Genomic DNA, 14,130 nt, shown 5'->3' with positions numbered 1-14,130 from the left:
TTTGCCGCCTCGACATATTTCTTGGGAAATATGTCGAGATGCAGGGTGGTTACAGTATTTGTCGAGCGAAAGTAACAGGATTGCTCTTTAGTGAGAGGGAATGGTATGTAATAGAAAGTGATATGAAGGATGTGATTTAGAGTGGAATTATATTCTTTGCTTCAATCATTTGTAAATTACGCTAATGGTCAATATCATTTAGAGCCGCTTTTAAGACAAGGAGAAAAAACTGTTAATTTCCGCTTTGGAGATGAAAGTTGTTCGTTACAAATTTCAAGAGATTATATAGAACTGTTGAAAGAAGAAAGAGGAACGGAGCAAATCGTTTGTGTAGATGAAGAAGATGTAAAACAATTGGTGAATGGCAATGTACGATTGCAAACGTTAATGAACGATGGACGTATACAATATTCGGGAACGTATCGAACGATGTTATTAATTGAATCGATGTTTCATATATGTAAACCGATGTCAGTGGGCGCTTAAAATTCTGAAGTTTCGTTTTTTACGAAAATTTCTGTTGACATGGTGTGTGGATATTGATACAATTCAATTCATAAAATATAGACAATTTCATAAATTACAAATCAGACGAAAATGTAATCTGATTTCTCTTATCAAGAGAGGTGGAGGGACTGTGCCCTGTGAAGCCCGGCAACCGTCAACTTATGTTGAAATGGTGCCAATTCCTGCAAAGCAAATGCTTTGAGAGATGAGAGAGAGGGATAATGTTGTTATATACGCATATAAACCTTTCTGCTTCTCTAAAGCGGAAAGGTTTTTTTGTTGTTTGAATGTGGAGGACATTCAAATAATAAAAGTAATGAGAACGGTGGACTACACGCATCAAAAATAAAAAATTGCGGAGTCGATCAAAAATCTAGCTCCAGCGGCTAGAACAGTCGGTCGTTTCATCCCTTCCTATGAGGCAAAAAGCGCCTCTACGTCTGGGATTTGGGCGTCCTCTTGTTCTAAGCGAGCCGCTTACGCTTTTTATTAAAAAAAGGGGTGATACACCATGATTCTATTAGAGAATGTAAAGAAAATATATAAAGCAAAAAGCGGTGATGTCACTGCTGTAGATAATGCCAATTTAAAAATAGAGAAAGGTGAAATATTTGGTGTTATCGGATATAGTGGCGCTGGAAAAAGTTCTTTAATTCGATTATTCAATCAGCTAGAGAAACCAACTTCAGGTCAAATTACAATTGCAAATCGCGTCATTTCAGCGATTACAGGAAGCGAACTTCGTAAGGCAAGACAAGAGATCGGAATGATTTTTCAACACTTCAACTTACTTTGGTCACGAACTGTACGTGAAAATATTGAGTTCCCACTTGAAATTGCAGGTGTTGATAAGGCGAAGAGAAGGAAACGCGTGGATGAGTTAATTCATCTTGTTGGATTAGAAGGAAGAGGAGACGCGTACCCATCTCAGCTGAGCGGAGGACAGAAGCAACGTGTTGGTATTGCGAGAGCGTTAGCTAACAATCCGCAAGTACTTTTATGTGATGAAGCAACGTCCGCTCTTGATCCAGAAACGACAGATCAAATTTTAGATCTATTATTAGATATTAATAAACGTCTCGGCTTAACAATTGTACTTATTACACACGAGATGCACGTAATTCGAAAGATTTGTAATCGAGTGGCGGTAATGGAGAAAGGAAAGATTGTAGAAACGGGTCCAGTACTTGATGTGTTCCGTAATCCGCAGCAAGATATTACGAAACGATTTGTACAGCAGTTAACGGATTCTGAAGATACAAATGAAACGATTGAAAGTTTAATTGAAAAATATCCAGATGGAAAAGTAGTTCGTTTGCAGTTTATCGGTGAAGCTGTAGAAAGACCAGTACTTCAAAGATTAATGCAACGCAGTGATATAGAAGTTAGCATTTTGCAAGGAAATATCGCACAAACGAATAACGGCTCTTACGGTAGTTTAGTTGTTCATTTAAATGGTGAGGAAACAGCGATTCAGCAAGCAATAGAGGGAATACATCAAGATCAAGTAGAGCTGGAGGTGATTGCACATGGATAAATTACTCACAAATGTTGATTGGAATCAAATGTTAGAAGCAACGGGTGAAACGTTATATATGACGGCAATCGCAGCTCTTGCCACATTTGTTTTAGGACTCATTTTAGGATTGTTACTCTTTATGACAGCGAAAGATAATTTATGGGAAAACAAAGCGGTTAACACGGCGATTGGAGCGTTCGTAAACATTTTCCGCTCGATACCGTTCATTATTTTAATCATTTTATTAATCCCATTCACAAAGATTCTGCTTGGAACAATTCTTGGAGCGAGTGCAGCACTTCCAGCTTTAATTATTGGAGCGGCACCGTTTTACGCGAGAATGGTTGAAATCGCCCTTCGTGAAATTGATAAAGGTGTAATTGAAGCTTCAAAAGCGATGGGAGCAAAAACAAGCACAATTATTTTGAAGGTGTTAATTCCAGAATCGTTACCAGCATTAGTATCTGGTATTACGGTTACGACAATTGCTTTAGTAGGCTATACAGCAATGGCGGGAGTTGTTGGTGCTGGTGGCCTTGGAACACTTGCTTATTTAGAAGGATTCCAACGAGGAAATAACGACGTAACAATCGTTGCGACAATTTGTGTATTACTAGTTGTATTTTTCATTCAATGGATTGGTGATCGTGTAACGACTCGAATAGATAAACGATAATAAAAAACGGGAGGATGTTTCAAATGAAAAAGTTATTACTTACAGCACTTATTTCAACTTCTATTTTTGGGTTAGCTGCTTGTGGCGGCAAAGATAAAGATGAAAAGAAACTTGTTGTTGGTGCTTCTAACGTACCGCACGCTGAAATTTTAGAAAAGGCAAAACCGTTACTTGAGAAAAAAGGAATTGAATTAGAAGTGAAAAAATTCCAAGATTACGTGTTGCCAAATAAATCGTTAGCAGATAAGGATTTAGACGCAAACTATTTCCAACACATTCCGTATTTAGAAAAAGAAATTAAAGATAAAAAATACGATTTTGAAGTAGCAGGAAAAATTCATTTAGAGCCAATTGGTGTATATTCTCAAAAATATAAGAGCTTAAAAGAACTTCCAGACGGAGCGACAATTATTATGAGTAATTCAGTTGCTGATCATGGACGTGGTTTAGCAATTTTACAAAAAGAAGGCATTTTAAAAATTAAAGATGGGGTGGATCCAGTTAAAGCAACTCCAAAAGATATTGCGGATAACCCGAAAAACTTGAAATTCAAAACAGATATTGAGCCTGGTTTATTGCCACAAGTGTATAACAATAAAGAAGGCGACGCGGTTCTAATTAACTCGAACTATGCAATTGATGCGAAGTTAAACCCAGAAAAAGATGCAATTGCAATTGAAAGTAATGATTCACCATACGCAAACGTAGTAGCTGTTCGTAAAGGTGATAAAGATAAGAAAGAGATTAAAGCTCTTGTAGAAGTATTACATTCTAAAGAAATTGAAGATTTCATTAATAAAGAATATAAAGGGGCAGTTGTTCCTGTAAAAGAATAATTGCTGTAAAAGGGCTGGTGTATGCCAGCCTTTTTTATAACTACATAATTATACGGGAGAAGGGGACATCAAATGAAAAAGATTCTATTGTCAGTTGTTACAGCGCTGTCTGTATTTACATTAGCTGCTTGCGGAGGAAAAGAGGAGAATAAGCTTGTTGTGGGAGCTTCTAACGTACCGCACGCTGTTATTTTAGAAAAGGCACAGCCAATATTAGAGAAAAAGGGTATTAAATTAGAAATTAAAAAATTCCAAGATTATGTGCTGCCAAATAAAGCGTTAGCGGATAAGGAAATTGATGCGAACTACTTTCAACACATTCCTTACTTAGATAAAGAAATTCAAGAAAAAGGATACAAAATTGTAAACGCGGGAAAAATCCATTTAGAGCCAATGGGTATTTATTCTAAGAAGTATAAAAGTTTAAAAGACTTACCAGATGGTGGGACAGTGATTATGAGTAATAACGTAGCGGAGCGTGGCCGTATGCTAGCACTGTTACAAAAAGGTGGCGTTATTAAATTAAAAGACGGAGTAGATGTTGTGAAAGCAACAGTAAAAGATGTTGTAGAAAATCCGAAAAACTTAAAGTTTAAAACAGATGTAGAGCCTGGTCTTTCACCGAAGTTATATGAAAATAATGAAGGTGATGCATTATTTATTAATTCAAACTATGCAATTGATGCAAAATTAAATCCAACAAAAGATGCGATTGCGATTGAAGGATCAGACTCTCCATATGCAAATATTATTGCAGTTCGTAAAGGTGACGAGAAGAAAAAAGAAATTAAGGAGCTAGTAGAAGTGCTGCATTCAAAAGAAATTCAAGATTTTATTAATAAAGAATATAAAGGTGCTGTACTTCCGGTAAGTGAATAAATATAAGGAAAGGGCTGGAAATTTACCAGTCCTTTTTTCTTTATATAAATAAGAAGAAAGGTGTATCATATAAGGATGCAAGTGAAATACTTATATACATTTGTGAAAAAATTGTTACTTTTTTTCATCGTTTGCGATATCATTTTATTTGATATAAAATTAGAATGAGAATAAAATGAGAATATGAACGTTTTAGGAATTTTTAAAATGTATATATAGGATTAATGGAGGTATTGAGATGGCTGGTTCTACATTAACGGTTAAAGACTTACACGTATCAATTGATGGCAAAGAAATTTTAAAAGGTGTAAACCTTGAAGTAAAAGGTGGAGAAATCCACGCAATTATGGGACCTAACGGAACAGGTAAATCAACTTTATCTTCTGCAATTATGGGCCACCCAAAATATGAAGTAACAGAAGGTAGCATCATCATCGACGGTGAAGATGTATTAGAAATGGAAGTAGACGAGCGCGCGCAAGCAGGTCTATTCCTAGCAATGCAATATCCAAGTGAAATTAGCGGAGTAACAAACGCTGACTTCTTACGTTCTGCAATTAACGCACGTCGTGAAGAAGGCGATGAAATTTCTCTTATGAAATTTATCCGTAAATTAGATAAAAACATGGAATTCCTAGAAATGGATCCAGAAATGGCACAACGTTACTTAAACGAAGGTTTCTCTGGCGGTGAGAAAAAACGTAACGAAATTCTTCAATTAATGATGATTGAGCCAAAAATCGCAATCTTAGACGAAATTGACTCAGGTCTTGATATCGATGCATTAAAAGTTGTATCTAAAGGTATTAACGAAATGCGCGGCGAAGACTTCGGTTGCCTAATGATTACGCATTACCAACGTTTATTAAACTACATCACTCCAGACTTCGTTCACGTTATGATGAACGGTCGTATCGTTAAATCTGGTGGACCTGAGCTTGCACAACGTCTAGAAGCTGAAGGTTACGACTGGATTAAAAAAGAATTAGGTATTGAAGACGAAACAACAGAGCAAGAAGCGTAAGAGAGGAGCATAAACATGACAATCGGTACATTACCTTTCGATCAAGAAACAATCCGTCAACGCGCAAGCGAAGTAAACGAAGCAGCTTGGTTGACTGAGTTCCGCTTACAAGCTCTTGCACAAGCAACTGAACTTCCAATGCCAACTCCTGATAAAACGAAAATTGACAAATGGGACTTTATCGGAAAAGGCGACGCTGCTAAGCAAGAGCCTGTAAGTTCTTTAACAGAGCTTCCAGAAGCAGTGAAAAACTTAATCGATGAAAATAACAGTGTATTAGTGCAACGTACTGGTACAACTGCATTCGTTTCTTTAGCAGACGAAGCAAAAGAAAAAGGTGTTATTTTCACAGACATCGTAACAGCTGCAACTGAGCATGCTGAACTAGTACAAAAGTACTTAATGAAAGACGGCGTGAAGGTAGACGAGCATCGTCTAACTGCACTTCATGCTGCATTAATCAACGGTGGTGCATTCGTATATGTTCCGAAAAACGTTGTTCTTGAAACTCCACTTCAAGCTGTATTCTTAGTAGACGGCGAAGAAGCTAACGTATATAACCACGTATTATTCGTAGCTGATGCGAACAGTACTGCAACTTATGTAGAAAACTACGTTGCAAATGAAAATGCTAAAGGTATTGCAAATATCGTAGCAGAAGTAATTGTGGAACAAGGCGCACAAGTGAAATTCGGTGCGGTTGATCTATTAGCAAAAGACGTAACAACTTACGTTAACCGCCGCGGTATTGTTGGACGCGACGGCCGCGTTGATTGGGCTCTAGGCCTTATGAATGACGGAAACACAATTTCAGAGAACGTTACAAACTTAATGGGCGACGGTTCATATGCTGATACGAAAACAGTAACAATTGGCCGTGGTAACCAAACACAAAACTTTACAACTAAAGTTGTTCACTTCGGTAAACACTCTGAAGGTTGGATTTTAAAACACGGTGTACAAAAAGATAGTGCAACATCTATCTTTAACGGAATTGGTAAGATTGAACACGGTGCATCTAAATCAAATGCACAACAATCTTCTCGCGTTCTTATGTTAGATGAGAAAGCACGCGGTGATGCAAACCCAATTCTTTTAATTGACGAAGATGATGTTATGGCAGGTCACGCAGCTTCAGTAGGTCGCGTAGATCCAACTCAACTATACTACTTAATGAGCCGTGGTATTCCAAAACGCGAAGCAGAACGTTTAGTCATCCATGGATTCTTAGCACCTGTAGTTAATGAGCTTCCAATTGAAGGAGTAAAAGCACAGCTTGTTGAGGTAATTGAAAGGAAAGTTCGCTAATGAATATTCATGAAATACGCAAACAGTTTCCAATTCTTGATCAAAAAGTGAACGGCAAACAACTTGTTTATTTCGATAGTGCAGCAACTTCTCAAAAACCAATTCAAGTCATTGAAACGTTAGAACGTTACTATAAAGAATATAACTCTAACGTGCATCGCGGTGTTCATACGCTCGGTACGAAAGCTACCGACGCGTATGAAGGTGCACGCGAGAAAGTTCGCAAGTTTATTAATGCGAAATCAATGGAAGAGATTATTTTCACGCGCGGAACGACAACTGCATTAAATACAGTAGCGGCTAGCTATGGTCTTGAAAATGTAAAAGAAGGCGATGAAATCGTTATTTCTTACATGGAGCACCATAGTAACATCATTCCGTGGCAGCAAGTTGCGAAGAAAACTGGTGCAACTTTAAAATATCTTCCGCTTCAACCAGATGGGACAATTTCAATAGAAGATGCTCGTCAAACAATTACACCGAATACAAAAATCGTTTCTATCATGTATGTTTCTAACGTACTTGGAACGATTAACCCTGTAAAAGAAATCGGAGCAATCGCACACGAAAATGGCGCAATTATGGTCGTTGACGGTGCACAAAGTACACCTCATATGAAAGTGGATGTACAAGATTTAAACTGTGATTTCTACGCATTATCTGCTCATAAGATGTGCGGCCCTACAGGTATCGGCGTATTATATGGTAAGAAAGAATTGCTAAACAATATGGAGCCAATTGAATTTGGCGGTGAAATGATTGATTTCGTAGATCTACAAGAATCTACTTGGAAAGAGCTTCCGTGGAAGTTTGAAGCAGGTACACCGATTATCGGTAATGCAATCGGACTTGGTGCGGCAATTGATTTCCTAGAAGAAATCGGTCTTGATAATATTGAAAAGCATGAGCATGAATTAGCGCAATACGCTTTAGAAAGACTATCAGAAGTAGATGGCGTTACAATTTATGGTCCAAAGCATCGCGCTGGTCTTGTTACATTTAATATTGAAGACGTACATCCTCATGATGTAGCGACAGTATTAGATGTAGAAGGTATTGCGGTTCGCGCAGGACATCACTGTGCACAACCGCTTATGAAGTGGCTGAAAGCTTCTTCAACAGCACGTGCGAGCTTCTATTTATATAATACAAAAGAAGAAATTGATACATTTGTTGAATCGCTAATCAAGACAAAGGAGTATTTCACAAATGTCATTTAATAATTTAGATACGTTATATCGTCAAGTTATTATGGATCATTATAAGAATCCTCGTAACCATGGCGTGTTAGAAGATAGTGTTACCGTTAACTTGAACAATCCAACTTGCGGCGATCGTATTCAACTTACGATGAAAGTAGAAGAAGGTATTGTGCAAGAGGCGAAGTTTGAAGGCGAAGGATGTTCAATCTCAATGTCTTCAGCTTCAATGATGACACAAGCAGTAAAAGGTAAGAAAATTGAAGAAGCACTTCAGCTTTCGAAAATTTTCTCTGACATGATGCTAGGAAAAGAGTACGATGACAGCATCGATTTAGGAGATATTGAAGCATTACAAGGCGTATGCAAGTTCCCTGCACGTATTAAATGTGCAACATTAGCGTGGAAAGCGTTAGAAAAGGGCTTAAACGAAGATAAGTAATGTTAAAGGTTCCTAAAAACGAGGTTATCTAAGGAGGGACACACCAACATGGCGAAGCAACTGCCAGATATCGGCGATTATAAATATGGTTTCAAAGACAAAGACGTTTCGATTTTCCGTGCTGGACGCGGTTTAACAAAAGAGATCGTTGAAGAGATTTCACGTATGAAAGAAGAACCACAGTGGATGTTAGACTTCCGTTTAAAATCACTGGATAAGTTCTATGAAATGCCAATGCCACAATGGGGCGGCGACTTAAACGACTTAGATTTCGATGAAATTACGTACTACGTAAAACCATCTGAGAAATCTGAGAAGTCTTGGGATGAAGTACCTGATGAAATTAAAGCTACATTTGATAAATTAGGTATTCCAGAAGCTGAGCAAAAATATTTAGCTGGTGTATCTGCACAGTACGAATCTGAAGTTGTATACCACAACATGAAAGAAGACCTAGAAGCTCTAGGAATCGTCTTCAAAGATACAGATAGCGCATTAAAAGAGAACGAAGATATTTTCCGTGAGCATTTCGGAAAAGTAATCCCACCAACAGACAACAAATTCGCAGCATTAAACTCTGCAGTTTGGTCTGGTGGATCATTCATCTACGTTCCAAAAGGTGTGAAAGTTGATACACCACTTCAAGCGTATTTCCGTATTAACTCTGAAAATATGGGACAATTCGAGCGTACGCTTATCATCGTAGACGAAGGCGCACACGTACACTACGTAGAAGGTTGTACAGCACCTGTTTACACGACTAACTCACTTCACAGTGCGGTAGTAGAAATCATCATTAAGAAAGATGCATATTGCCGTTATACAACAATCCAAAACTGGGCGAACAACGTATACAACCTAGTTACAAAACGTGCGGTTTGTGAAGAAAACGCAACGATGGAATGGATTGACGGTAACATCGGATCTAAATTAACGATGAAATACCCAGCAGTTATCTTAAAAGGCGAAGGCGCTCGTGGTTTAACATTATCTATCGCGATTGCTGGTAAAGGCCAACACCAAGATGCTGGTGCGAAAATGATTCACTTAGCACCAAACACGTCTTCAACAATCGTTTCTAAATCGATTGCGAAGCATGGTGGTAAAGTAACTTACCGTGGTATCGTACACTTCGGACCAAAAGCGAAAAACTCTCGCTCTAACATCGAGTGTGACACGTTAATCATGGATAACCAATCTACATCTGATACAATTCCTTACAACGAAATCAAAAACGATTACGTTTCACTTGAGCACGAAGCGAAAGTATCGAAAGTATCAGAAGAACAATTATTCTACCTAATGAGCCGTGGTATTTCTGAGCAAGAAGCTACAGAAATGATCGTAATGGGCTTCATCGAGCCATTCACACGCGAACTTCCAATGGAATACGCAGTTGAAATGAACCGCCTAATCAAGTTTGAGATGGAAGGTTCTATTGGTTAAATAGAAATGCGGAGCCGACTGTTCAGACCCGTTGGCTAAGGTTCTTTCGCACAGAAGATGCTTTTTATCTTCTTGTGCGGAAGGTTCTTAGACATGAGGGTCTAGGAGGCGGAGCTGGACAATATTTAAAGTGGAAGCGCCCTGCATAGCAGGGCGCTTTTTTATAATTCTAAAAAGAAGTTGAGGCTTGAATCAGATGCTTTTTTTGGAAGTAGTAATGAATTTTGAATCATTAAATCCTAATGTTGTATAATTGGAATGTATTTTTATTAATATGGATAGCCCTGGGGGTGGGAGTATGGTAAATACAAATGAAGAAAAGAGTGGCAAAAATAGATTTTCTGGTTATCAAATCAAAGGGAAATTTCAATCTCCTAAAGTACTGATTGATAGCTGGAAGGAAGGGATAAGAGAAACCGTTGCTAGAGATGATAGTGAAGTAGGATTAAGAGCACCTCAATTTGGGGCACTATGTGCAATGCGTTCACATTGGACGGTTAGTAATAGTGCTGCAACGATTGTAATGCCTACTGGAACCGGAAAAACGGAAACAATGCTAGCGACGATTGTAACAGAAAGGATTTCAAAAACATTAATTGTTGTGCCTTCAGATTTGTTAAGGTCACAAATTTATGAAAAAGCTAAGGGATTTGGGATTCTTTATAGCATTGGAATGTTAGATAACAGTGTATTACCGCCTAATGTATTTTTATATGGTCAAGGGATTAAAGATCCAAAGGAGTTCAAGAGAAGAATAAAAGAGGCAAATATTATTGTTACAACAATGGCCTTGGCTTCAAGAATGTCTAAAGAGTATCTTTCTTTTCTATCAGAGACAATTGATGTTTTGTTTGTAGATGAGGCACATCATATTAGTTCGAAAACATGGTCTACTTTTAAGTCTCATTTTAGTAATAGTAAAATAATGCAATTTACAGCTACTCCATTTAGAGAAGATGGTAAAAAAGTTGATGGGACAATTTTGTATAATTTTCCACTTCGTTTGGCACAAAAACAAGGTTATTTTAAAAAAATTGAGTTTGTACCAATAGAGGAATTTGATGAGAAAAAAAACGATAAGTCTATCGCTGAAAAGGCCATAGAGATATTAGAGCAGGATATTAAACAAGGATATCAACATATTTTACTTGTAAGGGCCAATACAGTAGAACGAGCTCAAGAGTTATATGAGAAAATATATATTAAATTTTACAGAAGATATAATCCGGTTTTAGTTACTAATATACAATCTGCAAAAGAGATAAAAGAAAATATACAGGCTTTGAGGGATTGTTCAGCAAAAATTGTGGTATGTGTAGATATGTTTGGCGAAGGAATTGATATCCCAAATTTAAAAATAGCTGCTATTCATGATAAATATAAATCCATACCAATTACACTTCAATTTATTGGACGTTTTGCAAGAAGCAAGGAAGGGTTGGGCACAGCGAAATTAATTACTAATGTTGCTGATGAAGATATAGCAGATGCATTACAGGATTTGTATGAAAAAGATGCGGATTGGAATCATCTATTATCAAGAAAATCTAATGAATATATTGATAGGGAAATAGAGCTTCAAAAATTCATTGGAGGATTTAATATTATGAGCGTTGAGGATATTAATTTAATACATATGAAGCCGAAGGTTAGTATGCGGGCTTATCATGTTAAAGATAGCAGATGGAATTGGAGAAATTGGGAAAAGGAATTTAATTCTGATATTTGTAAGTGTTTTATAAATGAAGATGAAAAAGTATTAGTTATAGTAGAACCAAGAGAGGTAGGAGTTAGGTGGACAACTCAACAAAATTTAAATGATATACAATGGAATTTTTATGTCATCTATTGGAACGTTCACAAGAAAGTTGCTTTTTTAAATGCATCGGATGTATCAAAAGGTTATAGATTGCTAAAAAGTATTTTTCCATCTGGTGTAAACATAATTAAATCTGAGCAGGTCTTTAAATGTTTACATGGAATAAATAGATTATCTTTAGGTACTGTTGGATTGAATAGTGGGATTGACGGCCCTGTAAGATACAAAATGTTTGCTGGGATTGATATAGCAGATGGAATAGCAGAATCAAATAAAATAAACTGTTATAAATCAAATATTTTTGGGAATGGATATGACGGAAATGGTAAGACGAGTATAGGGTGCTCATATAAAGGAACTATTTGGTCAAGATGGATAGAAAGTATAGATTATTGGAAAGAATGGTGTGATAAAATTTTAGAAAAACTATTAAATCCTTCGATAGATGTAAAAGATATTATGGAAGGAGTATTGATTCCAAAAGTAATAAAGAGTATTCCTCAAAGACACCCATATAGAATAGATTGGCCAGATGATTTAGAATTTGAAACTGAGCGTAAGATAGTATTATCAAACATTTCTGGCGAATATAACATTTGTGATGTTGCTATTACACTAGATGAAGTACAATTGGTTAAGGATAAAATATATTTTTCAGTAAAAAATGAGTTCTTTAATGAAAAGTTGTATCTTCAAATTGAAGGTGATCAATTTGTTTTTCATTCAGAAGGAGATGTAACAACAGAAATAAGGTTTGGGAATAAATCATCAATACTGTTAACAGACTATTTTAATGAAAACCCGCCTACGATTTGGTTTGTAAATGGTGATTCGATTCAAGGAAACATTTTAATTGGATTACAGAAGGATAGAGTCACTAAGTTCCCATCTAATTCCATATATTCTTGGGATTGGGATGCGTTAAAGGTAAATATTCAGGTGGAATCTCAATATAAAAACGGAACGTATTCAAAAAGAAAGAATTCTATTCAATATAATGTAATTAAAGAATTGGATAAAACCGGGAACTACAGTATTATATTTGATGACGATGATGCTGGAGAGATAGCTGATATTGTAACTATTGCCGAAAGAGACAAATCTGTTCAAATTAAATTTTTCCATTGTAAGTATGCACATGGGAAAAATGCAGGTAAACGTGTAAATGATTTATATGAAGTGTGTGGACAGGCAGATAAATCGGTTTTTTGGAAACAAAATATTATTGGAATGATAGAAAGAATGATTTATAGGGAACGAGAGCGGATTAAAAAAAATAGACCATCTAGATTTGAAAAGGGTGATGTTCTAACTTTGAATAAAATAAGAAATAAATTACTGATACAGCCAGCTGAGCTTCAAATTATAATTGTACAACCAGGAGTTAAGGGAACAGAGTTAACTAATGATATGCACAGTATTTTATCAACATCATATTCTTATTGTATGGATACATTCTCAGTCCCATTAAAATTAATATGTACTTAAAGAAGTCTATTAGGAAGCTCTCTACTTAAAGAGGGCTTCCTTTTCAAAGGAACTGTAAAAAATAAATGTTCAAAGCAAGTTAGTTGAAGATATTATTGGTTATCTCTTAATTAAATCGTATCCACCTTATCCACAGACTTAATACGCTCCCCAATATACTTCATCCCAACAAAAGAACCATACCCGATTAAAGCACCTAGCATATTCAATATGATGTCATCAATATCGAAAACACCAGTAAAAGTAAGGAGTTGTAACGATTCAATTAATAAAATAAACTTAATGAAAATTTTTGATGCCATTTTTACATTGTTTATTTGTTTAAATAATAAAGGTAGAAGGAATCCGAATGGGATGAATATGATGACGTTTCCTAGTGTATTCATAAGTACGATCTCTATATTATAAGGATCTAGTAAATGGGTAGTATCGAATCCACTTAAATAGCTGATTGTACTTTTGAGTGGAATTAAGTTTATTAACCCACCGTGTATAGAATGCCAGTCACCTGTTTCAAAGAAGTACTTCACATTACCAAAGTAAAAGGCTGACCTCCCGAGCAACAGTTTAAATAATAAAACAAACGAATACGGTAAAAATAATCCCCAGCCAATCCACTGTACATATTTTTGCGTAGAAGATTGCATCGCTTTTTCAATTTCAGTTCCTACAGTAGAGGCTTCTCCAAAATTTTGAATGGCTAATGTAGTAGCTTCTTCTTCACATTTTCCTTGATCGAGAAATTCTTGTTTTAAGCTTGTGAGATGATCGTAAATTTCGAAGTATAGTTCGTCTCTATCGGATTGTGATAGGTTTGTTTTTTGAACAATACTCTTTATGTATTCTTCAATCGTCATTAATTTAAAGCTCCTTTCTGACAAGTTTTAATAAGAGCTGTAACTGAATCCCACGCTGTTAGTTTTTCTTCTAACATTTTCTTTCCGCTCGTAGTGATGCGATAAAATTTTCGTTTCATACCCGTTCCAC

Annotated in this window: 12 protein-coding genes, 1 pseudogene and 1 riboswitch; of the genes and pseudogenes, 11 read left to right on the top strand and 2 right to left on the bottom strand. The window is 36.4% G+C overall.

The features are described 5' to 3' along the window. Window positions 1–141: 141 nt before the first annotated feature. The 11 genes from ACTFSI_RS22780 to ACTFSI_RS22730 all read left to right on the top strand — a co-directional run bounded on the left by ACTFSI_RS22780 (window position 142) and on the right by ACTFSI_RS22730 (window position 13,143). Window positions 142–486 carry a hypothetical protein gene (locus ACTFSI_RS22780; protein ID WP_000424933.1) on the top strand — a complete coding sequence of 115 codons (345 nt, stop codon included), beginning with the start codon at window positions 142–144 and terminating at the stop codon, window positions 484–486. Window positions 487–611: 125 nt separating this feature from the next. After that, window positions 612–719: riboswitch (SAM riboswitch) on the top strand. Window positions 720–1,018: 299 nt separating this feature from the next. Next, window positions 1,019–2,044, top strand: coding sequence for a methionine ABC transporter ATP-binding protein (locus ACTFSI_RS22775; protein WP_000601777.1), 1,026 nt, complete (start codon window positions 1,019–1,021; stop codon window positions 2,042–2,044). Continuing rightward, a complete protein-coding gene (locus ACTFSI_RS22770) occupies window positions 2,037–2,702 on the top strand; it encodes a methionine ABC transporter permease (protein ID WP_000359556.1) in 666 nt (221 codons plus the stop codon). Before ACTFSI_RS22775 ends, ACTFSI_RS22770 begins: the two co-directional genes overlap by 8 nt. Before the next feature lie 23 nt (window positions 2,703–2,725). Then, window positions 2,726–3,538: a methionine ABC transporter substrate-binding lipoprotein MetQ gene (gene metQ / locus ACTFSI_RS22765; RefSeq protein WP_044791042.1), complete on the top strand. Its 813-nt coding sequence runs from the start codon at window positions 2,726–2,728 to the stop codon at window positions 3,536–3,538. Between the two features lie 72 nt (window positions 3,539–3,610). After that, entirely contained in the window at window positions 3,611–4,417 is an 807-nt protein-coding gene (gene metQ / locus ACTFSI_RS22760; protein ID WP_000722401.1) for a methionine ABC transporter substrate-binding lipoprotein MetQ, read from the top strand. A 238-nt stretch (window positions 4,418–4,655) separates the two neighbouring features. Then, entirely contained in the window at window positions 4,656–5,441 is a 786-nt protein-coding gene (sufC, locus tag ACTFSI_RS22755; RefSeq protein WP_000929157.1) for a Fe-S cluster assembly ATPase SufC, read from the top strand. A gap of 15 nt (window positions 5,442–5,456) precedes the next feature. Continuing rightward, on the top strand, window positions 5,457–6,749 hold the full coding sequence (gene sufD, locus ACTFSI_RS22750) for a Fe-S cluster assembly protein SufD (protein ID WP_000152165.1): 1,293 nt from the start codon (window positions 5,457–5,459) through the stop codon (window positions 6,747–6,749). Next, window positions 6,749–7,969 carry a cysteine desulfurase SufS gene (gene sufS / locus ACTFSI_RS22745; protein WP_001020761.1) on the top strand — a complete coding sequence of 407 codons (1,221 nt, stop codon included), beginning with the start codon at window positions 6,749–6,751 and terminating at the stop codon, window positions 7,967–7,969. The genes sufD and sufS overlap by 1 nt, the downstream gene beginning before the upstream one ends. Next, complete coding sequence (sufU, locus tag ACTFSI_RS22740; protein WP_000009523.1) at window positions 7,959–8,390, top strand: Fe-S cluster assembly sulfur transfer protein SufU; 432 nt, start codon at window positions 7,959–7,961, stop codon at window positions 8,388–8,390. Before sufS ends, sufU begins: the two co-directional genes overlap by 11 nt. Before the next feature lie 48 nt (window positions 8,391–8,438). Continuing rightward, window positions 8,439–9,836: a Fe-S cluster assembly protein SufB gene (gene sufB, locus ACTFSI_RS22735; protein ID WP_001118823.1), complete on the top strand. Its 1,398-nt coding sequence runs from the start codon at window positions 8,439–8,441 to the stop codon at window positions 9,834–9,836. Between the two features lie 298 nt (window positions 9,837–10,134). After that, window positions 10,135–13,143 carry a DEAD/DEAH box helicase gene (locus tag ACTFSI_RS22730; RefSeq protein ID WP_440045655.1) on the top strand — a complete coding sequence of 1,003 codons (3,009 nt, stop codon included), beginning with the start codon at window positions 10,135–10,137 and terminating at the stop codon, window positions 13,141–13,143. Between the two features lie 110 nt (window positions 13,144–13,253). Here the strand turns inward: ACTFSI_RS22730 and ACTFSI_RS22725 are convergent, their stop codons facing one another. Both ACTFSI_RS22725 and ACTFSI_RS22720 read right to left on the bottom strand, forming a co-directional pair. Next, window positions 13,254–14,000: a VanZ family protein gene (locus ACTFSI_RS22725; RefSeq protein WP_440045654.1), complete on the bottom strand. Its 747-nt coding sequence runs from the start codon at window positions 13,998–14,000 to the stop codon at window positions 13,254–13,256. Beyond that, window positions 14,000–14,125, bottom strand: a pseudogene (locus ACTFSI_RS22720) (PadR family transcriptional regulator); the annotation flags it as partial. The gene ACTFSI_RS22725 and the pseudogene ACTFSI_RS22720, both read right to left, overlap by 1 nt. Between the last annotated feature and the right edge of the window lie 5 nt (window positions 14,126–14,130).

Origin of the sequence: Bacillus cereus group sp. MYBK101-2, assembly GCF_051918845.1 — a bacterium.
GTDB classification, from domain to species: Bacteria; Bacillota; Bacilli; order Bacillales; family Bacillaceae_G; genus Bacillus_A; species Bacillus_A paranthracis.
Note: the sequence above shows the minus strand (reverse complement) of the source record. Positions and strands in the feature narration are given on the sequence as shown.